This is a genomic window from Dyadobacter subterraneus, from assembly GCF_015221875.1.
Classification (GTDB): domain Bacteria; phylum Bacteroidota; class Bacteroidia; order Cytophagales; family Spirosomataceae; genus Dyadobacter; species Dyadobacter subterraneus.
Window position 1 is genome coordinate 1,845,219 of sequence record NZ_JACYGY010000001.1, and the last position, 22,041, is coordinate 1,867,259.

Below are 22,041 nucleotides of genomic sequence, written 5' to 3' on the forward strand. Positions count from 1 at the left end.
CAATGTAGCAACATTTCACCTAACTTCCACTCTGCACGTCATCATTTCGGATACCCCGTTTGTTCTTTTTAATAGAGTCTTTCAACCTCCCAAATTTATAATTTACACTAAAATTAAATGCTCTGAAATAGTCTCTTCGAATATTAGATTGTGTAAAATCAGGACCAAATGAATCATTAACATTGCGACGGTATTTTTGAAACGGGTTGCTAACAGAAGCTGAAAATGATAATTTATCCTGATAAAAATCTTTATTAATACTAAAAGAATAACTCACAAAACTGTTTGTTGATCCTTGTAAATTAACACCACGACCATTAGCATTCAGGTTTGCATTAATGCGCCATGATTTTTCAAACCGGTAGCCGGAAGAAGCGGATAAATTATACATTAACCCTTCATTTTTAATCAAAATGCCATTGACTATGCCGCGAACCATTCCGTATGCAAACCTTGTGTTAAGACTGAAATTCCATTTTTTAGTAATAGGATAATTAATGCTCAGGTTTCCTTGTGGCAGTCTGGCTTGCCCCGTATTTCCGTAAGAAGTTCTGGTAATATTGGTGGTAGAATCATAGACGGCAACTGGGAAAATCAGGTTTTTGAAAAACGTAAATCCTAAGCCAACATTCAGTGAAAGTTTTTTGGACCAGTTATATCCGAGCTGAAAATCATTAACAAGTGCCGGTTTTAAGTTTGGATTACCGGTTTTTTCAAAATTGGGATTCGATTTGTCTACAAAAGGGTTGAGCTGATAAATCCCAGGACGCTGGATTCTTTGCGTGTAACCCAGATTCAAATCGCTGCTTCCTGCCAGCTTTCTGTTTATTGAAAGAGATGGAATTATGTTGAAATAATGTGTAGAAAGTTTTGATTCATTAGAAATAAAATTGGCATTGATCACCGTTTGTTCAACCCGGCCACCTGCTTTAAAGCTCCATTTTTTGAAATTGTATTGGTAAGTATTATAAGCTCCGAAAACGTTTTGATCATTTCTGAACTTGTTACTTAATCCGGGTTGGACTTCATAAAATCCTGTTTCGTTATTCTCAAAAAGATTTGAAAAATCACTTTCGTTATTCCTCAGTATCGCTTTAAAACCAGCTTCAATATTTAACTGTTTTAAAGGATGAACATAGTCAGCCTGAAATGTTTGTTCGGAAAATTTCTGATCGTTAATTTGTTTGTAATCAGGTTGATCGTAATTTATACTCTCTGTTATGACAATATCGCTGTTCTGATTATTTGTATAGGCAAAATAACGGTATGATAATGTTAACAATCTGTTTTTATCTGCCTTAAATCCCTTTTGATAGTTCAGTGCCGCATCCATTCCTGAACCTCTGGTACGGGTAAGATTCTCGAGTGAATATTTTTGTAAAACTGTCTCCGTATCAGTTAACAAACTTCTTTGCCCGTTTTCTCCATTTAACTTGCTGCCGTTTATATTAAATTGACCGGACAGAAGATTCAGACTGTCCAGTTCATAAGAAATTTCATAACCCAGATAAGCACTTTTATTTTTGGATTCCGCAGTTCCATTTTGTTGTAGAAATGTATTTTCATCTCCAAAAGTATTTCTTGAAGTGGAATTAATTATCTGAGGAGATTTGTAAATACTGGCTCCTCCAAGTGCTGACATACCTAATTTCCCTATTTTCGCTGAAAAAGATCCGCCAAATCCTGGCCCTCCACTTGGAAAGCGTTCACTGACATTTACAGAACCATTGTAACCATTATCAAGTTTTTTATTGGTAATGATATTGATGATACCGGCAAGTCCTTCTGCATCATATTTCGCTGGTGGTGTGGTAATTACCTCAATCCGTTCGATAGAGGAAGCAGGCATTGTTCTCAGAATTTCCTTGTAATTTCTCTCTACCATGCTGGAAGGTTTTCCGTTGATCAGAATCTTGAAATCACTATTTCCTTTCATCAAAATATTGTTGTCGGCATCGAGCGATAGAAGCGGAACTTTACGCATCATGTCCAGAACGCTGTAAACTTTACTTTCAGGATCCGCCTGTAAATCATAGGAAATCCTATCAACTTCCTGTTTTACAATTTGTTTCATTGCAGTTACCGTAACTTCCTTTAAACCTACCGTTTGAGGTGTTAAAAACAAAATTCCAAGATCTGAATTGAGTTTTGTGGAATCAGTAAGATCAACTAAAACTGTCTTCTTTTTATAACCAACACCAACAAGTACAACTGAATATTTTAGAGGTTGTAAAGCTGAAAATGAGAAAGATCCGTCGCTTTTCGTGTAATCGGCTTTTACCGGAATTCCCTTTTCAGATAACAGATTGACTGTAATAAAATCCAGTTTTTTCTGCGTGGTCGAATCGCTTACAAATCCTGAGATTATGTAAGTTTTAAAGCTTGTCTTCGCGAAATTTGTTGTGCAGGTACACAATATTCCCAGTGCAGAAAGCAATAGCTTTTGCAATAATTTTCTGATTTTCATGATGTTATTTCTATGGCTAATAAATTGAAAAGGGCATAGTTATCCTTCCCGGAACATCCGGATATTAAAAAAAGGACAGGCTAAAAATTTGTGAAGCGAAAAAGATCGAAATGCTTTTGTGAAAGGAAAACTTAATTTGTACGATCAAGTTTTCTCTCAATCAGAAAGTTGATAATCAGGCTTATTCCGCCAAAAAGGAAAATCATGGAGATATAAGCAGCAGCAACCTCTATGTCGTAGTTGTATTGAAGAATGCTGCCGATAATGATGCCTAGTGCAATACCAACTGATAACATTCCTAATTTTAACGTCAGGGATTGTGACTGATTGTTTTTCCCGACAAACATAGAGGCGTCGACACCTTTTTCGATCATGGCTATACGTTCGCGGTATCTTGTTATTCTAAATACGTATGCAATTCCAAATATTGCAGCAAACATGGAAATAAATACCATCATGGAGGTTCCGTTCATTGTCTTTCAGTTTTAGAGTTAAATTTATCTATACTGCATTAGACAACAATACTTTTCCGGGGGTTACAGATTTTTTATAAATTTATTTTAAATGAAAGAAAGTGACCGGAATCTGTAACCTTGTTTCTGCAAGTGCAGTCTTATAGTTATATGCCATGCAAAGAAGCAAATGAAAAATACGGACGACCAGTTTTATATTGATAAAATTAAAAGGGGAGATCCGTCTTCTTTCGCTTTTCTTGTAAAAAGATATAAGGACATGGCCTTTACAATTGCATTAAAAATTCTAAAAAATGAAGAAGATGCCGAGGATGCGGCTCAGGAAAGTTTTGTAAAGGCCTATCAGCAGATCCGGAAATTTGAGAATAAATCCAAATTTTCAACCTGGTTGTATACCATTGTTTACAGGACTTCAATTTCCAAGTTGCAGAAGAGTAAAGTCCCTGTTTTTCCCATTGACGATGATATTACAGAAAATTATGCTTTCGATTTTTCTGCACCACAAATTGAAACAATTTTGGCAACAGAACAATCGAAGTATATAAAAAATGCGATAGCAAAACTACCACAAACGGAAAGTTTGTTAATCACTCTTTTTTATATGAACGAAAATTCCATAAAAGAGATTGAGGAAATTACGGGATTGACAGAGTCAAACATCAAGGTTAAATTGTTTCGCGCCAGGAAAGTACTGGAACAGGAATTACATTTTTTGTTGTAACAAAAATTATTGCCTGAAAATGGAGGAAGATAAAGAAGAAATTTTCAAAAAACTTATCCAAAAGTCGGAGCCGGATTTTACAGCTTCTGACTTTACGGATCATGTTATGAAAATGGTTCAGGCGGAAGAACTTGTACGGGAATCAGCTTTGCATGCTCTTCTGGTAAATAATAAATTGGATCAGCCATCATTATCGTTTGAGTCAGGGATTATGGCTCAGATTACGCCAGTCAAGAAAAAAGTAGAGAAACCTATTATCAGTAAAAATGCCTGGTATATTGCGGCGACTTTTTTTGCATTGATGATTCAGTATAGCTTTTTTTCAAAATCCTCACAAATAACTGCTATGGATTCATCTCTTATCAAAATAACCAATGCAATGTTTGATTTTTCAAATAATGCCGGACAAATGCCGGTAATTTATTTTATTGTTGTCGTGACGCTTTGTGTACTTCTTTTAGCTGATTATTTTATCCTGCAAAGATTCGGCAAAAGAGCAGTGCATTAGCATATTGTTTGTATATTTTATAAAATACTAAACGCCAGGAATTGAATGGTTTGCATTCATTTCCTGGCGTTTAACCATTAACCATTAACCATTAACCATTAACCATTAACCATTAACCATTAATAATCAGCCTCTGCGATTGTGACGGTCAAATTTATTTCCATGTTGAAAAGCCATCAGACGTTCGCGTTGCGCCGGGGTGAGAACAGCCATGATTTCCTGTTGTTTTTTCCATTGCAGTTCTTTCAGGTTTGGCGTTCTTCTGCCCGCGGTTAAACGGTCATAATGGTTTTCGATTTTCTTGATTTTATTTTCCTGTCTGCGCGACAATCCTACAATGTTGTCAAGTTTATTAATTTGAAACTCTTCAAAATTATTGTCGATCTGAGCATTTGGAACTGGTCTGTTTCTGTATGCCCGTCCTTGCTGAGCATAAGAATTTCCAACTGTAAGTGTTGCTAAAAGCGCGATTGATAAGATGATCTTTTTCATGGTTTCTAAAAGTTTAATTTGTTTGTTATGTCTTTTAGAGCGTGTTTTTTCCATGAAGTTTAACGGGTGAAATGCATAATCGGTCAATAGACCATATTAATAGACGGAGAGGCTTTTAACATCGACAAATGCTTAGACATAACGGAAATGAATAATATTGCCGTAAACTACGGTGCCTCCATCCAAAATCGCGTAAGCTCTATAATAGGTTTCAGGAACGCAAAGGGAATAGCCAAGTTGTATTTTTGCTCCATCTGTGAACGCTTCACTAAAAATTGTTTTTGAATTGATATCAATAGTGGGTGTAGGGTTAATGGGAGCGGTGCCGCTGTAAACAATTCCATATTCTACCACATGCATATTTCCACTTTCAATGACATTTAGTTTGTAGGTAAAAGAAGCGTGACAATTCATTTCTGTAACAAGTGTTTCCAATTGTGGCGGACCAGGCATACTGTGATCTGTGCAGGCAAATGTCATCAAAATCATGACAAGAAAAATAGCAGAGCGGAAGGAAGAAAACTTTTGCATGAGCTTATTGTTTAGGTAAGAAATAACTCAAATTCTTATCCTAATTTACAAATAATAATAGTCATTATTAAAATATTATTATTTTGTGACGATATAGTTATATGTTAATAAGAGTTATTAATTAAATCTTTCTCCATTAAGATGAAATAAAAGTGCCGTAATTGATGTGTTAGATCAATTACGGCACTTTTATAATTCACTGCTCACAAATTATTCGCTTTTCAGACTTTTTACCGGATTCATCAGTGCTGCTTTAATACTCTGAAAACTCACTGTAAATAATGCAATGGCTATTGCAATAATGCCAGCCAGAACGAAAACCCAGTAGTTAATTTCTATCCGGTAGGCGAAATCCTGGAGCCATTGATTCATAAAATACCAGGCGACGGGAGAAGCTATAACCAGAGCAATCAACATCAGTTTTATAAAATCTTTGGAAAGTAAAATTACAATACTCGGGGCCGTAGCACCCAGGACTTTACGTATTCCAATTTCTTTTGTCCGTTGTTGTGAAATAAAGGCGACTAACGCAAATAATCCGAGACAGGATATAAGGATGGTAATCGTTGAAAATAACCACAGAATTGAAGAAACACGGCTTTCTGCTTTATACATTTCATCAAATTCCTCATTCAGGAAGTGGTATTCAAAAGGACGCATCGGGAAATTGGTTTTCCAGTTTGCTTCCAAAAAGTCGAGAGCTTTCGATGTTTTATCGCCAGAGATCTTCACCAGCATTTTACCAAAATAATTGTATTCGGGAATGATTGCAATAGGGCCGATTTTTTCATGGAGCGACCGAAAATGAAAATCCTTAGCAACTGCCTTCACTTCTCCTTCGCGGCCATTCATATTGACAGATTTTCCTATGGCATTTGCTGCCGTCCAGCCTAACGCTTTCGCAGCGGATTCATTCAATATAAAGGCAAATTTTCTTAATTCAGCGCTGTCTTTTGTTGCTTGAAGAATATCAGTTTCATTGAAATTTTCTCCGGCAACAAGCTTCATTCCCATGGTTGGAACAAAATCTTTTTCTACCGGAATGGCGGTAATATTCATATTGAAACCCGGAGGTTTATCCTTTGCGGTGATATTATATCCACCTCCCACGCTTACAGGCGAATCGTACGATGCGGTAACAGATTCAATGGAGGAATTATTTAGCAATTCATTTTTTATCGATGCAAGTTTTGCTGAAGAAATGCCTGTACTAAGATCCAGAACTATGATTTGTGAAGGATTAATACCCAGATTTTTATTCTGAATATAAGATAATTGCTGATTTGCGATGATTGTTCCAATGATGAATAGAAGAGAAACCGTAAACTGAGAAACCACCAGAAAACTGCGTAATCCGCTTCCATTGGCTTTGGATAAAACTTTTCCCTGCAAAACTTTAATAGGTTCAAATCCTGACAAAACTGCCGCCGGATATACGCCAGATAAAAGTGTAACCAAAACTGCTAGTAAAAAAAGAACCAAACCGACAGAATAGGCTGGCCAAACACTAAAATTCAAGATACTTCCTGTTAAATTACTTAAAGCCGGAAAACCCAGAAATGAAATAATCAGACCAACGAAAATGGAGGAAATCGTAATAATACCGCATTCAAAAAGATACTGCCGGAACAACTGAAAACGGGCGGCGCCCATTACTTTTCTTACACCAACTTCCCTTGCACGAACGGCTGAACGTGCTGTAACCAGGTTGATAAAATTGATACAGGCAATGACCAGAATTAAAATTGCAACACCCGAAAGGATGTAAATGTACTTGTAATTTCCGGAAGCTTCCATGGAAGCAGAGGCTTTGGAATAAAGATGTATTCGGTTAAACGCTTCCAGTTCAAGACGAACTTTTGACGACGGATCCTGCGGATTATTCAGATTTTTGTTGACAAAACCATCAACTTTTGATTGTAAAGTCCGGATATCAGTATTTGGTTTCAGGAGCAAATAAGTGTAATCATTAGCAGATTCAAATACCTCTGTTTTGGAACGGGGCAAAGTGCTGTAACTGGCCAGAAAGTTGAATTTGATGTGTGAATAGGAAGGCAGATCAGTGACAACGCCGGTTATCTGCATGGTATATTTCTCGGCAATTTTTACCGATTTCCCGATTGCACTTTCGTTTCCAAAATATTTTTTCGCTGTTGTTTCATCAATCACGACTGAGTTTGGTTGAGACAAAGCAGTACTTATATTTCCTTCAATAAAAGTTTGAGGGAAGATTTTGAAAAAAGAAGAATCTGCAAAAACCACCTTCTTTTCATTAAATAATTTGTCCTCATACTGAACCGGGACCACGCCTGAACCACTTAATGGATATAACCTCACCGCATTTTTCACTTCTGCAAATTCTCTTGAAAAAACCGGCGCAACTCCCGTTGGGGTTATAGCGACATAAACAGGTTCACTGTCGCCGGATTGATAAAACAAGTTAACCCTGACAATATCTTTTGCATTGGTTTGAAACTGATCGTACTGCAATTCATGAAGAATGTAGGTGGCCAGTAAAAGGAAACAGCCGATACCAATGGATAATCCGGTGATGCTGATGATGGAATTGGCCTTGTATTTCCAAAGGCTCCGAAATGTGATTTTAAGATAATTTTTAAGCATATCGAATAGTTAACAGGTTGGTAGTGAAAATCGGATTATATTTCTTGAATTATAAACTGATGCTTTCTGTTTTCAAATCAGTAAGTAATTTGTAATCTTCGGATTATATGTTTTTTTAATTAGCTTTGGCAACAAACAAATGAAACCGATATGGAACTGATCAGGGAAATCATCGTGCCTACCGACAATACCTACCTTCTCAAATTGCCTGACGAAATGATTGGCAAGCAGGTTGAGGTTATTGCTTTTGAAATTGAAGCAAGGCCTGCAATAGATATTGAAGAGAGGAGAAAGAGACTGCACGAGTCCCTTGCCGATTTGAAAGTCGACTTGTCTAACTTTAAATTTGATCGGGACGAGGCCAATAATTACGATGAATAAATATGCAGTAGACACTAACATTCTGGTATATCTCCATGAAACAACTCCTTCGGCGAAAAAGAATATTGCCGAGTCCATCGTATTGGGTATTCCAGTTGTATCCGTCCAGGTAATTTCAGAATATCTTAATGTTTTAAAAAGAATTCTGAAACTACCTAAACTACGTTTGATCGAGCACAGTATTGTGTTACTTGAAGACTGCGAAATTATTAATTTGGATAAGGCAATTTTAGAACACGCAAGAAAATTGATCCAAAGATACGATTTCCAACTTTTTGACAGCATTATTATAGCATCTGCATTGGCAGCCAATTGCAGCATCCTGTATTCCGAGGATTTGCAACATAAACAGCTGATAGAAAACAGACTTACCATTATTAACCCTTTTTTATAATTTCCTCAAATTAATAAGTTGAATGTTAAAATCATTCACTTCTGAGACTCTTCACCGGATTCATAAGCGCTGCCTTAATACTTTGAAAACTTACTGTCAATAAGGCAATTACTAATACTAAAACAAAAGGAGCGGCAAATAGCCACCATTGAATATCCGTGCGAAAAGCATAGCCATTCAGCCAGCGACTTGTTGCGAACCAGGCAAGCGGAGCGGAAATTACAAATGAAATCAGGATTAGTATGGCAAATTCGCGGTATAGCATTTCAACAATGGCATAAACAGAAGAACCCAAAACTTTCCGAATACCGATTTCTTTGGTACGCTGAGCGGTGGTGAAGGAAGCAAGTCCAAATAAACCTAAGCAAGCAACCAAAATTGCAAGTCCTGTAAAGACTCCGAAAACTTGTCCAAAACGCTGATCTGCTTTATACTGATCGTTGAAACGATCGTCCAGAAATGAATATTCAAACGGATTTCCTGGAAAAAAACGGTTCCATTCAGATTGTATTCCGGCGACAGAAGTGTTGGCTTGGCCAGTGGTTAATTTGACAGAAAAATAGCCTCTGATGTCCGGAATCAAGCGAATGATTAGTGGTTCATAAGCATCTTTTAAAGATTGTTGATGGAAGTTATCTGTTACGCCAACAATCGTAAATATCTCTCCCCAGAAATTAACTTCCTTCCCGACGGCTTGTTCAGGATCGTTGAATCCCAATTGCTTAACGGCCATTTTATTGAAAATTAAAGCCTTGGGATCACTGCCGAAGTCTTTGGAGAAATTTCGTCCCGACAATAATTTTAAATCATAAGTTTTTAAAAAATCATAATCGGCACCAATAATCCGGTATTGTTTTCCCTCACTTTCATCTTTTCCTTTTAATCTGATTCCACCGGCATTCCACTGCGATGGCTGGCCTGGAACTACGGTAGAAGCGGTTACGCCTTTCACACCCGACTGCCGCATTAATTCATCTTTAAACGCAGACATTTGTCGCATAAAAGTAGAATCGTCAGCCACAATCGGAGGGTTAATGACTAGAGTCTGATCTATATTAATTCCCAGACTTTGCTGTCTCATATAACGGATTTGCTGAAAAACCGTCAACGTACCAACCAATAAAAACAATGAAGCGGCAAACTGAAAAACAACAAGCGATTTCCGCAATAAAACGCCTTTGGACGAAGTACTTACTTTTCCTTTTAGTACGACCACAGGTTTAAAACCTGATAGTACAAAAGCCGGATAAAGTCCTGAAAAGAACGCGCCTACAATAAATAAAGTAATCAGCGGAAGCCAGAACATGCGGCTTCCTAACAAGGCAAATGAAAGTTGCTGACCGGAAATTTCATTGAATTTTGGTAGAGAAAGCGCAACCAGAATTAACGCCAAAACAACTGCTAATCCATTCAATAAAACCGATTCCATCATAAATTGCCCGATCAGCTGGCTACGTTGCGAACCAACCGCTTTTCTTACACCAACCTCACGTGCCCGGTTAATAGCTCTGGCTGTCGACAAATTGATATAATTAACCCAGGCAATGACAACGATAAAAAACGCTATTCCTAAAAGGAGGTAAACCGTATTACCATCACCGTTAGGCTCAGCTTCCATCATCAAGTGAGAATACAAGTGGATATCTTTCAACGGTTGCAGCAAATAAACCGCAGCAGAATGATATTTCTTATGATCTTCTCCTGCAAGTTTGTCAACCAGCGCTGGAAATTTGGCTTCAAGTTTTGGGATATCTGTACCTTTTCTAAGTTTCAAATAAGTAAGGCAGCCGTCCCATTGCCAGGCAAGTTCCGGATTGTCAGGCTTTGCATCATTTAAAAAAGTGGCGTAAGAAATAAGAATATCCGTTTTGAAATGCGTGTTTGCAGGCATATCAGCAAACACACCAGTTACTTTGCTTGGTTTCCTTTTATTTAATTTGACAATTTTACCAACCGGATTTTCATTTCCAAACAATTTTTTAGCCACAGAAGCGGAAAGTGTAATTGTATTTGGTTCTGTTAAAGCTGTTTTTGCATTGCCGTTAAGCAGAGGATATGAAAAAACGGAGAAAAAGGAAGCACTTCCAAGATAAACCTTTTCAACCTTGAAACTGCGATCTCCATAATCCAGGATTGTTGCACCACGGCCCACCAACTTAACATAATCCTCAACCTCCGGATATGCTTCTTTAAATGAATTTCCCACAGCAAATGCCCCGGCAGCCCATTCCGTACTAAGTTTTCCTTCATTATACCGATCCTGACGGACACGATAAATCTGGTCGCCGTTTGCGTGGAAATTGTCAAAACTTAACTCAAATGCAACATATTGTAAAATAAGAATGCAGGCAGCAATGCCAAGCGCAAGCCCGACAATGTTAATTGCTGAAAAGGCTTTATTGCGCACAATATTCCTCCATGCGATTTTAAAATAACTTTTTATCATGGCTGTCTGGTTTTATGGTAATCGTAAACTGGTATTCAAAAGGAATTTATTTTATTCACTTTTCAGCGATTTTACCGGATTTGTCAGCGCCGCCTTAATGCTCTGAAAACTGATTGTCAGCAATGCAATTCCCGCTGATAAAATGCCGGCACCAATAAATATCCAGACCGAAATTTGAGTATGATAAGCGAAATTCTCCAGCCACTTATACATCCCGTACCACGCAATCGGAGACGCAATGATGATGGCAATGAAAACCAGTTTCAGGAAGTCGCCGGAAAGTAGGATTACCAGGTTTGAAACCGATGCTCCAAGTACTTTTCTGACGCCGATTTCTTTCACACGCAGTTCAGCCATAAAAATGGATAATCCTAAAAGTCCCAGACAGGAAATGAAAATAGCGATTCCGGCAAAAATTCCGAAGAGTACTTGCTGGGTTTGCTCCCGCGCATAAAGATTTCCAAAACGCTCATCCAGAAACTGATAGGTGAAAGGTTTATCCGGAAATCTGCTCTCCCAGACTTTTTGAATATGCGCCAGCGATCCTTTAATATCAGCACCTGAAATCTGTACCGACAGCCATCTCAAATTATTTCCCTGCATAAACATTACCACAGGCGCTACTTTTTGGTGTAATGATTCAAAGTGGTAATCCTTGGTGACGCCAATAATCTGTCCGCGAACATGACCATATCCAAACTGATTTCCAATTGCATCTTTCGGGTTTTTCCAGCCAAGAAGTCGTGCTGCGGTTTGGTTTAAAATAAAACCTTCCGTTTTATCTGTTCCGAATTGTCTTGAAAAATTTCGTCCTGCCGCCATCTCAATTTGATACGTAGGAATAAAATCTTCGTTTACACTCAGTGATTTTATATTGATGTCAGTAGGCGTGAGGGAATCACCTTTCATGACGTAAGCCTCCCATGAATCCAACAGACGGTTAGAAGGAATTCTGGAAGAACGGCCTGTTTCAACTATGCTGCTGTTTTGCTTTAATTCCTGACTGATTGCTTCAAAATTGGTCGTAGAATCAGAAGGTGGTGATAGCAGAACAACCTGATCTTTTGAATAGCCAAGTTTATAATTCTGAACATATTTCATCTGACTATAAACTACTGCCGTGCTGATAATGAGCACAACGGCAATCGCAAATTGTACCACCACTAGCGTCTGACGTAATTTTCCATTTTTTAAAGCCGAAGCAATTTTACCTTTAAGCACACTGGTTGGCTGAAAAGAAGTAAGGAAAAAAGCCGGATAACTTCCTGCCACAAGTCCGGTGAAAAGCGTTATCGAAATAACAATGGCAATAAATGAAGGATTGACAAGAGAAGAAAGATTCAGCTGCTTTTGTGTAAATTCATTCAACAGCGGCAAGCAAAATGCAACCAGAATAATGGCAATCAAAAGTGAAATACTAACGAGTAAAATCGACTCGCTAAGAAACTGGTTGACAAGCTGACTGCGCATCGCTCCCACAACTTTTCGCATCCCAACCTCCTTCGCTCTTTTTGCAGAACGGGCAGTCGCCAGATTCATATAATTGATACAGGCAATAAAAAGAATGAAAATAGCAATGGCCGAAAATAAATATACATATTGAATATCTCCATTAGATTCCATCTCGGAATCAAGATGAGAATGCAGGTGAATATCAGTCAGTTTTGTCAGATTCAGGACTGAATAAGACGAAGCGTTAGAGTCAATATGTTTGTTTTGAAATGCCGGAAATGCTTTGACCAGTTTTTCAGGATTGTAGTTTTTTGGTAACAGAAGAAACGTTGCAAATGAATTATTACCCCAATTTTGACGCAGGTTTTCTGCTCCGTAAATACGATTATCATTAAGGGTTGAAAAAGAAATAAGGAAATTTGGATGGAAACTTGATTGTGCTGGTAAAGGTTCATAAACACCGGTTACGGTATAATCAAACTGATTGTCAAACCGTACTGTTTTGCCAATCGGATTTTCCTTTCCAAAATACTTTTCTGCCATTGGCCTTGAAAACATGATTGAAAATGGATTAACCAAAGCCTTGTCTGCATTTCCCTGTAAAATATTGAATGTAAATACCTTAAATATATTTTCTTCGGCCGCATACATGTGTTCCTCATTGAAAATGTGCTCGCCATAACGAACCATTCCGCCCGTTTCAAGCATACGGACAACTTGTTCTGTTTCTGGGAAATCCTGATGGATTAGCGGGCCAAAAGGAGGAGCGGCGTGCCCAAGTCTGAGCGATTCTGTTCCATTTTTTGAAAGGAATGTTCTGGATAGACGATAAATTCTGTCAGCATTTACATTGTGCCGATCGTAACTAAGTTCATCTTTTACATACAAGGTCAGCAGCAGAAAACAGGCAAGACCTATCGCGACGCCAATGATATTTATAAAACTGAAAGACTTGTGTTTAACAAGATTTCTGAACGCAATTTTGAAATAATTTTTAATCATGGCTAACGGATCATTTAGGTTGCACCTTCGGTGAGTTTAATAATTGTATGCCAGTTTGATAATCAGATAGTTGTATTTCATTTTAAAGTAAATATGTTCAAAAACGGACGTTTCTGTCCAGTAGCGAACAGCAATTATTTGATTTTATTAACATATAATGTTTAGTTATCAAAAACCTGAAAACCGATAACTGACCGCCAAAGTCTACTAAATATTATAATTATTTTTCGCATAATTCCCTGGCGTTTGTCCTGTCATATTTTTGAAAATTCTTGAAAAATAGGAAAGACTTTCAAAACCTGTTTCACTCGCAATCTGGCTTAGCGAAAGATCGGTTGTCAATATCAGAAACTGGGCTTTTTCAATTCTTTTTTGTTGGATGTAAGGTAAGGGCCTTGCACCGGTATGATCCTGAAAAATTCTTGAAAAGTAGTCTGGATTTTGCCTGGCTTTTTCTGCGAGATCTTTAACGGTTAGATTTTCTCCAAGATTCGTATTGATGTAGTTAATCGTTTCCAAAACCTTGGATGGAATTACTTTGCTATCTGAAATATTGTAATATTCCGGAGTCAGAAACCGTGACAAAAGTTGAAGTAAAATCCCTTTTGTTTCCAAAAAAGCTGAAATGGGAAGATCATTATTCAGCGCTTGTGAATGCTGAATGACAGGTTGTTTTTGATAATCTTTTGGATTGTAAGATCGTTTCAAATCCCTGTCAGGATTTAATTTTAAAATTTTTTTTAAATGTTCAAGATCGGATGGACCAGCCGGGATTTTTATAATATTCTTATGTGAAGAAAACAGAGAAGTCCCATCAGGCGCTTCTTCGAGAAAGTGAATATAGTACTGGCTGAGATATTCCGGACATTGATAGTTGCAGAGTGTAAAACTGGGAACGAGATATAAAAAATCCTTTTCCAGAATAATTGTTTTGCCCGCCTGATAGAGCTTTCCGAAGCCGTCATCGATAAAATAAAGTCTGTAAAACGGGCTGATCACATTCCGGTAATTCCAGCTTTTGTTCAACTTGACATAATCAACGTTTAATAACGAAAACGTTGATCTGGAAATGGAATGGTTCTTCATGGTCAGCTAATTAGCTATTAATTATTACAAATTAATTCATAAAAGTCGGATTTGTGAAAAATTACAGCTGTTTTGTATAATTTTTACATTTTATTAAATTATACTTTTGTGGTGGCCTGAATCCTGATCTTAATTCATATGCGTTTTTTCCTGACTATCGTCTTCGTTTTTAGTCTTTTCTGCATGTTTTCATGCGGACCGGATCTTCCTGATGATGTGAAAATCGCTTATGATGGACTGCCTGATAAACTGGACTATAACCAAAATGTAAAACCCATTTTGTCTGACAAATGTTTTGCATGCCACGGACCGGATAAAGCAAAGCAAAAAGCAGGTTTGCGGCTTGATTTAAAAGAAGCGGCGTATGGAGAACTTCCCAAAAATCCGGGAAAGGTGGCGATAAATCCGGGTGATCTGGCTGGCAGTGAATTCTTTAAAAGGATTATGTCGGCTGACCCTGACTATATGATGCCAACCCGTGAATCTCATTTGAGTTTAAATGCAAAGGAGAAAGCGATTCTGATTAAATGGATAAAAGATGGCGCTGAATACAAACCGCATTGGGCTTTTGTGAAGCCGGAGAAACAGGAATTACCGGAAATCAAAAATACCGAATGGGTTAAAAATCCGATAGATCATTTTATTCTTGCCAAACTTGAACAGGAAAAATTAAGTCCTTCAAAGGAAGCGGGGAAGGAGTTGTTATTAAGAAGATTGTCGCTTGATTTGACGGGACTGCCACCGACGCTGGATGAAATTGATATTTTCCTGAAAGATAATTCTCCAAACGCATATGAAAAACAAGTCGACCGGTTATTAAAATCGCCTCATTACGGAGAAAAAATGGCGGTTGACTGGCTCGATCTTGCCCGTTTTGCAGATTCTCACGGTTACACGGTTGACAGACTCCGGGACATGTCGCCTTACCGTGATTGGGTTATTAATGCGTTCAATAAAAATATGCATTACGATCAGTTTGTGCAGTGGCAATTGGCCGGAGACCTGATGCCGAAGCCTTCAAAAGACATGATTATTGCTACGGCATTCAACCGCAATCATCAGCAAAATATGGAAGGAGGAATTGTAGAGCAGGAATTCCAAACAGAATATGTCATTGATCGTACCAATACTTTTGGTGATGCCATGCTGGGAATTTCAGTTGGCTGTGCCAAATGTCACGATCATAAATATGATCCGATTTCACAGAAGAATTATTATCAGCTTTTTAGCTTTTTTAATAATGTAAAAGAAGCAGGCCAGATTTCCTGGGATGATGCCTTACCAACACCAACGTTAATGCTGCCAACAGATCAGCAGGAAAAAATGCTGAGGTTTATTGAATCAAAGATTACATCACAGGAAAAAGCGGTGGAAGCTGCGAAAAGTGCTTCACACCAGGATTTTGAAAAATGGATTTCGGATGGAAAATATAAAAATCTGAAAGATGAAAAAATGCCAAAATCAGGTTTGCAGGCTTACTATTCTTTTGAAAAAAGCAGTTTGAAAAACGGCATAAATCCGAAACAAACAGGTATCATGAAAAGGGAATCCGGACAAACCGGAGACGCGCCTGTTTTTGTAACACATGAAAACGGACAAGCCATGGCCATGAACGGCGATATTTTTCTTGATCTGGATCAGACGGGCGTTTTCCGGAAATCACAACCTTTTAGTATCAGTGTCTGGGTCAATATCCCGAAAGAACTTAAAGAAGGCGTTATTCTGCATAAGTCTCAGGCTGAAAGATTGTATAATTTCAGAGGCTATCATTTGTATTTGAAAAATGACCGGTTGGAACTAAATATGGCTCACACGGCGCCTTCGAATGCGATAACCCGAATTTCGAATAAAGGCACTCCAAGAGACAAATGGATTCAGCTTGCTGTTACTTACGACGGTTCTTCAAAGGCCAAGGGTTTCAATTTATTTCTGGATGGAAATAAAATGGCAATGGAAACAACAATGGATCAGTTGACAAAAGATATTCTTTTCAAAACAGACAAACAGCCGGGTTTACAAATTGGCGGATGGTGGCGCGGACTGGGTTTTAAAGGTGGAAAAGTTGATGATATCAGTGTTTACAACCGCGTGCTTACGGATTTTGAAATAAAAATTCTGGCGAATAAAAATTCCTGGTCTGATATAACTTCAAAGTCTCAAAACCAGCTTTCCGGCACGGATATGACGATTTTGGAAAATTATTATCTAAGCTCGGTTTCTCCATCGGTTGCTAAGGCTGAATTGGAATTAATGCAAACAAGAACGACGAAATCGGATTCAACGGAAAATATCCGTGAGCTGATGGTAATGCAGGAAATGCCAAAACCTAAGAAAGCACACATTTTGCTCAGAGGGAATTACGATGCTTTTGGTGAAGAAGTTTTCGCTGACACACCGGAATCGATTTTGAAATTTCCGAAAAATCTGCCTCGAAACAGATATGGTCTGGCGCAGTGGCTGACCAGTAACGACAATCCGCTGACCGCACGTGTTGCAGTGAACCGGTTCTGGCAAAATTTCTTTGGAACTGGTCTTGTCAAAACGACGGAAGATTTTGGAAATCAGGGAGAAATGCCGAGTCATCCCGAATTGCTGGACTATTTGGCGATCAATTTCCGGGAATCTGGATGGGATGTGAAAAAGCTTAACAGGATGATTGTTATGTCGGCAGCATATCGCCAGGATTCCCGTGCAACAAAAGAAATGCGGGAAAAAGATCCGGAAAATCGTTGGTTGGCTCACGGTCCGTCGGGAAGAATAAGCGCGGAAATGATTCGTGATAATGCGTTGATGGCGAGCGGCTTGATTAATAAAAAAATTGGTGGTGAAAGTGTAAAACCTTACCAGCCAGAAGGTTTGTGGGAAATTAATAATACAACGTACAAAGCGGATTCCGGAAACGCGGTTTACCGAAGAAGTCTTTACGTAATTGTGAAAAGATCAGTACCAAATCCTACATTGGCAACTTTTGATGCTGGTTCCCGAAGTTTTTGTGTGGTGAGAAGACAAAAAACAAACACGCCTTTGCAGGCACTTGTCACGCTTAATGATCCGACTTTTGTTGAAGCAGCAAAAGTTTTGGGTATGCAAATGTCGATGGCAGAAAATTCTAAAACAGCGATTACTGATACTTACAGAAAGCTCACCGGACATTTTCCACTGCCGCTGGAAGTGATTTTGTTGCAGAAAATGTATGAATCAGAATATCGGCGGTTTCAGAATAATCCTAAAAAGGCAGCCGGTTGGCTTGATGCTGGTCAGTATCGTATCAATAAAAAAGTGGATACTGCAAAAATCGCTGCGAATGCTGTGGTTGCCAGCACTATATTAAACTCAGATGCGTCTTTAACCAAGAGATAATATGTCACATCATCACGACGAAGAATTCAGATTAAATACACCGGAATTTAATGAGCTGAATAAAAAACTGGACAGGCGCCACTTTCTGACCAAAACTTCCCTTGGATTGGGCGCGCTTGCGATGGGTTCTTTGTTTGGAGCGGAAAAACTTTTAGGTTCGATTCCAAAAACACCGGAAAATGTTCCGAATCTGGAAGAGGAAATTTTAAAGGCATTACCACATATTGCGCCAAAAGCGAAACGGGTTGTATACCTTTTTATGAGCGGCGGTCCGTCTCAATTTGAAACCTTTGATTATAAGCCAAAACTGGTTGATCTCGCCGGACAAAATCTTCCTGATTCGGTAAGAAAAGGGCAGAGGTTAACGGGAATGAGCGCAAATCAAAGTGCACTTCCGATGGTACCCTCGATTTATAAATTTAACCAGCATGGTAAGAGTGGAACCTGGATCAGCGAATTGATGCCGCACACCGCCAAGGTTGTGGACGAACTTTGTATAATCAAATCGATTCATTCAGAAGCGATTAACCATGACCCCGCAATTACATTTTTTCAAACCGGAAATCAGTTGCCGGGCAGGCCATCGATTGGTTCCTGGGTGAGTTATGGGTTAGGTTCTGACAATCAGAATCTTCCAACTTTTATTGTTTTGGTTTCAAAAAACGGCTCGAAAGATCAGCCGTTGTATGCGCGTTTATGGGGAAATGGTTTTTTGCCATCAAAACATCAGGGTGTACAATTCAGATCAGGAAAAGATCCGGTTTTGTTTTTGAATAATCCTGAGGGCTACGACGGCGCCGACCGTAAGGAAATGCTGGAATATTTGTCAAAATTAAATCAGATTCAAAACCAGGCTTACGGCGATCCGGAAGTTGATGCGAGGATTGCACAATATGAAATGGCTTACCGGATGCAGACTTCTGTGCCGGAAGTTATGAACACTGATGACGAACCGGATGAAGTTTTTGAACTTTACGGACCTGACAGCCGGGATTCTGGAACCTATGCTGCGAATTGTATTTTGGCAAGAAAATTACTCGAAAAGGATGTGAAATTTGTTCAGCTTTACCATCAGGGATGGGATAATCACGGCGGACTTCCCAAAGGGATTGCGCATCAATGTAAAAATACGGATCAGGCAACAGCGGCTTTGGTAATGGATTTAAAACGAAGAGGTTTGCTGGAAGATACGCTGGTAATTTGGGGAGGAGAATTCGGTAGGACGGTTTATTCGCAAGGAAAGCTAACAGCAGATGATTACGGAAGAGATCATCATCCGCGCTGTTTCACGATGTGGATGGCGGGAGCAGGTGTGAAACCCGGAATCAGTTATGGTGAAACTGATGATTTTAGTTACAACATCGTAAAAGATCCCGTACATGTGCACGATTTTCAGGCAACCTTAATGCACTTGATGGGCGTGGATCATGAAAGATTAACTTATAAATATCAGGGCAGAAGATTCCGGCTTACTGATGTGCATGGAAATGTGGTGAAAGATATTTTGAGCTAAATCATTGATTATCATGTGCGGTAGCGCCGAAATATGTAGAAAGCCTCAGACCATACCGTGTTGCCCAAGGTGCCTAATTACTTTGTCGGGGCAGTTTCAGGATCTTTTCCAAGTATGGCTTCCTTAACAAAATTGCTGTCCCAGGAATGGTCATTGTCAGAAAAACTGAGCAGTAAATCATTTTGTAATAGCTTTTCCTGAATCGCAATTTCGTCCTTTGAATTAAGCGCATATTCTTTCAGGTCATGCCGCGACGAGGCAAGTTTTGCCAATGCTTTTTCATCAAACTTGATGAATTTTTGTCCCTGGCGTGTTGCTGTATGTTTTCTGAAACCAAGTTCTCCAAGCGCATCCACAGCAAGTTGAACTGCGGTATACAGCGTTTCCCGATAAACATTGGTAACACCGGTTTCCATCAAATCATGTGCGTCAAATCGGTTACGGGCGCGTGCCAGAATTTTAATATGTGGGAAATGTTTTCTGACCGTATGAACCAGAGTGCTGTTAATATCCGGGGAATCAATGGCAGCAATTAAGATTTTCGCGCTTTCGATACCGGCGGATTTAAGCATATCAATTCTAGTCGCGTCACCATAATAAACTTTAAAACCCATGCGTCTCAACAATTCCACCTGATCCGGATTGTTGTCCAGAATGGTTGCCGCAATGCCATTTGCTCGTAATAGTCTTCCAATAGTGCTTCCGAAATGCCCAAAACCTGCGACAATCACTTCATGATGCTCATCAATAACATCACCTGGTTTCTCAACAGGCTTTTCCTTAATACCAAAATAAGGATGAATAAATTTTTCATGCATCAAAAGAAGAAGCGGCGTTGTCATCATACTGATCGCCGTTATCGCCGTCAATTTTCCAATCCATTCTTCGTCGATGATGTTGAGCTGACCGGTAAATGAAAGTAATACAAAGGCAAATTCTCCCACCTGACTCAATCCAAGGGCAAAGAGGAAATTTTGATCGTTGTTCAGTTTGTATATTTTTCCAATACCAAAAAGGACAATGAATTTGATAAACAAAACGAGCAAAACCAGCGTTGCGATTTGCATAGGAGCTTCCTGAATAAGTTGAAAATTAATCGACGCACCAACGCCCATAAAAAATAAACCCAGTAAAAGTCCTTTAAACGGATCAATATCGCTTTCAAGCTCATGCCGAAATTCGCTGTTTGCCAAAACAACACCAGCGACAAATGTGCCTAGTGCCGGACTTAAACCTACCATTTCCATTAAAAAAGCTACGGCAACAACCAGCAAAAGTGAAGACGCCGTAAACATTTCCCGAAGTCCGGTTTTGGCAATAACACGTAGCATAGGCACGACCAAATATGTCCCGATACCATAAATGGAACCAACCGCCGCAATGACCAAAATCGTTTGAACCCAGGCCGGAAGTCCGCTTAATAAAGATGGATGCGCTTCATCGGCGACAACCGCCGTGGTAGCCAGCAAAGGTAAAATGGCCAGAATCGGGATGACTGCGATGTCCTGAAATAATAAAACAGAGAAAGACGCCTGACCAGCGGAGGTATGGGATAAACCTTTTTCTTTCAGAGTTTGCAGAACAATGGCGGTGGACGACATTGTTAATGTAAGTCCGCCTGAAACTGCGGTAGTCCACTGCCAGCCCATCAAAATAAACACAAGAGAAAGAAGAATACTGGTGCCGAAAAGTTGTGAAAATCCAAAACCGGCAATGGCTTTTCGCATTTTCCAAAATGCTGCCGGTTCCAGTTCCAGGCCGATAATGAATAACATCATGACCACGCCAAATTCTGCAACATGCATAATATCCTGGCCTTCTTTTCCAATAAACCCAAGTACGAAAGGCCCGATAATAATTCCGGAGAGCAGATAACCAAGTACGGAACTCATACCGACTTTTTTCGCGATCGGAACACAAATAACTGCTGCGCCAAGATATACCAAAGCCTGAGAAAGAAAATCGCTTGTCATGATAGTTGGTTTTCTTTTACCCAATCATTCAGGTAGTTATATTTTTTCAAAGCCTCCAAGTCAGGATCATTATTTGTCAAATGTTCCAAAAGAAAATAATAAGCATCAGCCTGCTCATTCACCTGCTCTTTGTGAATTCTATGCGATCCGTGTGTCACAAAAGGCGGCAAATAATTCATTTTGCATAAAGTTGCAGTCTGGTCAAAAGGGGCAAGAAACTGGCGGATGGTGAAACGGTTATTCGCTTCTTTCTGATAGGAATGCTCTGGCGCTCCGGTTGTTATAACCTGGAAAACAGATTTTCCTTTAAGTGCAATTCCTCCCGGTCCATACGCCCAGCCAGCTTCGAGAACGAGGTCAATCCATTGTTTCAATAATGCAGGACAACTATACCAATAAATCGGATGCTGCCAGATAATGATATCATGTTCTGTCAAAAGATCTTTTTCCTTTTCAATATCAATGTTGAAATCCGGATAATGCTCATATAAGTCGTGAAAAGTTACTCCCGCAGGATAGCTGTTCACTAACATTTTATTCACCCTCGATTTTTCAAAAAGAGGGTGGGCAAATAAAATCAGTACACGATTTGACATGATAATCCTTAAATGTGGACGGTA

Annotated in this window: 16 protein-coding genes; 6 read left to right on the forward strand and 10 right to left on the reverse strand. The window is 39.1% G+C overall.

From position 1 onward, the window contains the following. Positions 1 to 19: 19 nt before the first annotated feature. The gene (locus IEE83_RS07585; RefSeq protein ID WP_194120003.1) at positions 20 to 2,467 is read right to left on the reverse strand and encodes an outer membrane beta-barrel family protein; all 2,448 of its coding nucleotides are present in this window, start codon (positions 2,465 to 2,467) and stop codon (positions 20 to 22) included. A 131-nt stretch (positions 2,468 to 2,598) separates the two neighbouring features. Beyond that, a complete protein-coding gene (locus IEE83_RS07590; protein ID WP_194120004.1) occupies positions 2,599 to 2,940 on the reverse strand; it encodes a DUF6249 domain-containing protein in 342 nt (113 codons plus the stop codon). Positions 2,941 to 3,109: 169 nt separating this feature from the next. Between IEE83_RS07590 and IEE83_RS07595 the strand changes: the two genes are divergently transcribed. Continuing rightward, on the forward strand, positions 3,110 to 3,661 hold the full coding sequence (locus tag IEE83_RS07595) for an RNA polymerase sigma factor (protein WP_194120005.1): 552 nt from the start codon (positions 3,110 to 3,112) through the stop codon (positions 3,659 to 3,661). Between the two features lie 19 nt (positions 3,662 to 3,680). Next, a complete protein-coding gene (locus tag IEE83_RS07600; protein WP_194120006.1) occupies positions 3,681 to 4,169 on the forward strand; it encodes a hypothetical protein in 489 nt (162 codons plus the stop codon). Positions 4,170 to 4,295: 126 nt separating this feature from the next. Here the strand turns inward: IEE83_RS07600 and IEE83_RS07605 are convergent, their stop codons facing one another. The 3 genes from IEE83_RS07605 to IEE83_RS07615 form a co-directional block, all read right to left on the reverse strand. Further along, positions 4,296 to 4,661: a hypothetical protein gene (locus tag IEE83_RS07605; protein WP_194120007.1), complete on the reverse strand. Its 366-nt coding sequence runs from the start codon at positions 4,659 to 4,661 to the stop codon at positions 4,296 to 4,298. A gap of 132 nt (positions 4,662 to 4,793) precedes the next feature. Next, positions 4,794 to 5,192 carry a hypothetical protein gene (locus tag IEE83_RS07610; protein ID WP_194120008.1) on the reverse strand — a complete coding sequence of 133 codons (399 nt, stop codon included), beginning with the start codon at positions 5,190 to 5,192 and terminating at the stop codon, positions 4,794 to 4,796. 210 nt (positions 5,193 to 5,402) lie between these two features. Further along, entirely contained in the window at positions 5,403 to 7,814 is a 2,412-nt protein-coding gene (locus IEE83_RS07615; RefSeq protein ID WP_194120009.1) for an ABC transporter permease, read from the reverse strand. A 150-nt stretch (positions 7,815 to 7,964) separates the two neighbouring features. Here IEE83_RS07615 and IEE83_RS07620 point away from each other — a divergent pair, with 150 nt between their 5' ends. Further along, positions 7,965 to 8,195 (forward strand): hypothetical protein, encoded by a 231-nt coding sequence (locus IEE83_RS07620; RefSeq protein WP_194120010.1) that lies wholly within the window; start codon positions 7,965 to 7,967, stop codon positions 8,193 to 8,195. Continuing rightward, positions 8,188 to 8,589: a PIN domain-containing protein gene (locus tag IEE83_RS07625; RefSeq protein ID WP_194120011.1), complete on the forward strand. Its 402-nt coding sequence runs from the start codon at positions 8,188 to 8,190 to the stop codon at positions 8,587 to 8,589. The genes IEE83_RS07620 and IEE83_RS07625 overlap by 8 nt, the downstream gene beginning before the upstream one ends. Before the next feature lie 31 nt (positions 8,590 to 8,620). On the opposite strand, the gene IEE83_RS07630 is transcribed toward IEE83_RS07625, so the two are convergent. The 3 genes from IEE83_RS07630 to IEE83_RS07640 form a co-directional block, all read right to left on the reverse strand. Continuing rightward, positions 8,621 to 11,035, reverse strand: a complete 2,415-nt coding sequence (locus tag IEE83_RS07630; RefSeq protein ID WP_194120012.1) for an ABC transporter permease — start codon at positions 11,033 to 11,035, stop codon at positions 8,621 to 8,623. 51 nt (positions 11,036 to 11,086) lie between these two features. Further along, positions 11,087 to 13,489, reverse strand: coding sequence for an ABC transporter permease (locus IEE83_RS07635; protein ID WP_194120013.1), 2,403 nt, complete (start codon positions 13,487 to 13,489; stop codon positions 11,087 to 11,089). 207 nt (positions 13,490 to 13,696) lie between these two features. Next, positions 13,697 to 14,575, reverse strand: coding sequence for a helix-turn-helix domain-containing protein (locus tag IEE83_RS07640; protein ID WP_194120014.1), 879 nt, complete (start codon positions 14,573 to 14,575; stop codon positions 13,697 to 13,699). 183 nt (positions 14,576 to 14,758) lie between these two features. Between IEE83_RS07640 and IEE83_RS07645 the strand changes: the two genes are divergently transcribed. Together IEE83_RS07645 and IEE83_RS07650 are read left to right on the forward strand one after the other, a co-directional pair. Then, positions 14,759 to 17,935, forward strand: coding sequence for a DUF1553 domain-containing protein (locus IEE83_RS07645; RefSeq protein ID WP_228101716.1), 3,177 nt, complete (start codon positions 14,759 to 14,761; stop codon positions 17,933 to 17,935). A gap of 1 nt (position 17,936) precedes the next feature. Continuing rightward, complete coding sequence (locus IEE83_RS07650) at positions 17,937 to 19,448, forward strand: DUF1501 domain-containing protein (protein ID WP_194120016.1); 1,512 nt, start codon at positions 17,937 to 17,939, stop codon at positions 19,446 to 19,448. 77 nt (positions 19,449 to 19,525) lie between these two features. On the opposite strand, the gene IEE83_RS07655 is transcribed toward IEE83_RS07650, so the two are convergent. Both IEE83_RS07655 and kefF read right to left on the reverse strand, forming a co-directional pair. Next, a complete protein-coding gene (locus IEE83_RS07655; protein ID WP_194120017.1) occupies positions 19,526 to 21,421 on the reverse strand; it encodes a monovalent cation:proton antiporter-2 (CPA2) family protein in 1,896 nt (631 codons plus the stop codon). Continuing rightward, a complete protein-coding gene (gene kefF / locus IEE83_RS07660) occupies positions 21,418 to 22,017 on the reverse strand; it encodes a glutathione-regulated potassium-efflux system oxidoreductase KefF (RefSeq protein ID WP_194120018.1) in 600 nt (199 codons plus the stop codon). Before kefF ends, IEE83_RS07655 begins: the two co-directional genes overlap by 4 nt. Between the last annotated feature and the right edge of the window lie 24 nt (positions 22,018 to 22,041).

Bases quoted from the DNA above. Each gene is read 5' to 3' on its own strand.
- IEE83_RS07640 (WP_194120014.1), bottom strand. From the start codon at position 14,575: ATGAAGAACCATTCCATTTCCAGATCAACGTTTTCGTTATTAAACGTT.
- IEE83_RS07600 (WP_194120006.1), top strand. From the start codon at position 3,681: ATGGAGGAAGATAAAGAAGAAATTTTCAAAAAACTTATCCAAAAGTCG.
- IEE83_RS07595 (WP_194120005.1), top strand. From the start codon at position 3,110: ATGAAAAATACGGACGACCAGTTTTATATTGATAAAATTAAAAGGGGA.
- IEE83_RS07605 (WP_194120007.1), bottom strand. From the start codon at position 4,661: ATGAAAAAGATCATCTTATCAATCGCGCTTTTAGCAACACTTACAGTT.
- IEE83_RS07610 (WP_194120008.1), bottom strand. From the start codon at position 5,192: ATGCAAAAGTTTTCTTCCTTCCGCTCTGCTATTTTTCTTGTCATGATT.
- kefF (WP_194120018.1), bottom strand. From the start codon at position 22,017: ATGTCAAATCGTGTACTGATTTTATTTGCCCACCCTCTTTTTGAAAAA.
- IEE83_RS07615 (WP_194120009.1), bottom strand. From the start codon at position 7,814: ATGCTTAAAAATTATCTTAAAATCACATTTCGGAGCCTTTGGAAATAC.
- IEE83_RS07585 (WP_194120003.1), bottom strand. From the start codon at position 2,467: ATGAAAATCAGAAAATTATTGCAAAAGCTATTGCTTTCTGCACTGGGA.
- IEE83_RS07590 (WP_194120004.1), bottom strand. From the start codon at position 2,940: ATGAACGGAACCTCCATGATGGTATTTATTTCCATGTTTGCTGCAATA.
- IEE83_RS07635 (WP_194120013.1), bottom strand. From the start codon at position 13,489: ATGATTAAAAATTATTTCAAAATTGCGTTCAGAAATCTTGTTAAACAC.
- IEE83_RS07645 (WP_228101716.1), top strand. From the start codon at position 14,759: ATGTTTTCATGCGGACCGGATCTTCCTGATGATGTGAAAATCGCTTAT.
- IEE83_RS07625 (WP_194120011.1), top strand. From the start codon at position 8,188: ATGAATAAATATGCAGTAGACACTAACATTCTGGTATATCTCCATGAA.
- IEE83_RS07650 (WP_194120016.1), top strand. From the start codon at position 17,937: ATGTCACATCATCACGACGAAGAATTCAGATTAAATACACCGGAATTT.
- IEE83_RS07630 (WP_194120012.1), bottom strand. From the start codon at position 11,035: ATGATAAAAAGTTATTTTAAAATCGCATGGAGGAATATTGTGCGCAAT.
- IEE83_RS07620 (WP_194120010.1), top strand. From the start codon at position 7,965: ATGGAACTGATCAGGGAAATCATCGTGCCTACCGACAATACCTACCTT.
- IEE83_RS07655 (WP_194120017.1), bottom strand. From the start codon at position 21,421: ATGACAAGCGATTTTCTTTCTCAGGCTTTGGTATATCTTGGCGCAGCA.